Below are 1,337 nucleotides of genomic sequence, written 5' to 3'. Positions count from 1 at the left end.
GAGCTCGGTGCAGTTCAGGACGCTCAAGGCTTACAGGGTCAGATTAAGGTTCGCCCTCATTCCTCTGATCCCGTAGCACTCTTATCTAGCAAAGAACTTTGGTTATCTCTCATTCCTCGTCGGAGTGCGGGTGTTGCTGCGTCTCATGAGCAGGCTTCATTAGAGCTTTACAAGGTGAAGCAGGCCAAGATGCATAGCGGTACCGTAGTGATCGCTTTAGATGGCATCACCGATCGTGATCAGGCCGAGGCTTTAAAAGGTGCTCGCATCTTAGTTGCACGCGAAGTATTTCCAAAAGCAGGCAGCGATAGTTATTACTGGGTCGATCTGATTGGTTGTAAAGCAATTAATCTCGAAGGCGAGAGTCTGGGTGAGGTGATTGACGTGAATGATAATGGCGCCCACGGAATCATTGCTCTTGGCGATCCAGAAACTAAGACAGTAAAACAGTTAGTGCCTTTCGTAAAAGAAGCAGTGCAAAACGTGGACATAGCCAATAGACTTATTACTCTAGATTGGCAGCCTGACTGGTAGTAGGCTCTAAGCTAAAAAAGCAACTGATCTTTCATTTCCAATATGCGCTTTGATGTAGTCACCTTATTTCCTGAAATGTTCTCTGCATTAACGCAGTGGGGTATCACTGGTCGCGCCTGTGAGCAAGGTCTCGCTAAGGTCAATCTCTGGAATCCTCGGGATTATTGTTCCGATCCACGTAAGACTGTGGATGATCGTGCCTATGGTGGTGGTCCTGGCATGGTGATGATGGCAAAACCATTGGAAGACACGATATCTGCTGTTAAAGCAGTTCATCAAGCTCAAAATATTACTTCTGGGCCAATTTGCCTCTTGGCACCGCAAGGGGAGGTCTTTTCTCAGGAGATAGCGACAGATATCCTCAATTACGGTAATTTAACCTTTATTTGTGGTCGATATGAGGCTGTTGACCAGCGCTTTATTGATCGGAATGTTGATTTACAGCTCTCAATGGGTGATTTTGTGGTTTCTGGTGGTGAATTACCCGCCATGACGATGATGGATGCGGTTATTCGCCTCATTCCAGGGGCCTTAGGGGATGGGGAATCTGCCATCCAAGATAGCTTTATTAATGGCCTTTTGGACTATCCGCACTACACCCGCCCTGAAATATATGAAAATTTATCTGTCCCAGACGTGCTTTTGGGCGGACATCACGCTAAAATAGCGGATTGGCGTCGGCAGAAGTCTTTAGAGCTGACGTTCAAGCTTAGACCTGATTTAATTAAATCAGCAAGAGCAAATGGGTTGCTAAGTAAAGAAGATGAGCAATTTCTTCGAACGCTGTAAGTAATTATGGTTTT

General features: G+C 45.9%; 2 protein-coding genes. Both read left to right on the top strand.

Annotation, left to right across the window (positions count from 1 at the left end; all coding sequences use genetic code 11):
* A partial coding sequence (rimM, locus tag B7X71_RS16995; protein ID WP_293601609.1) for a ribosome maturation factor RimM occupies positions 1–534 on the top strand: 534 nt, incomplete at its 5' end.
* 42 nt (positions 535–576) lie between these two features.
* Positions 577–1,323: a tRNA (guanosine(37)-N1)-methyltransferase TrmD gene (gene trmD, locus B7X71_RS16990; protein ID WP_293601608.1), complete on the top strand. Its 747-nt coding sequence runs from the start codon at positions 577–579 to the stop codon at positions 1,321–1,323.
* Positions 1,324–1,337 lie beyond the last annotated feature (14 nt).

It is taken from the genome of Polynucleobacter sp. 39-46-10, from assembly GCF_002282275.1.
The sequence above is the reverse complement of the archived record's forward strand: the minus strand, read 5'-3'. Positions and strand labels throughout refer to the sequence as shown.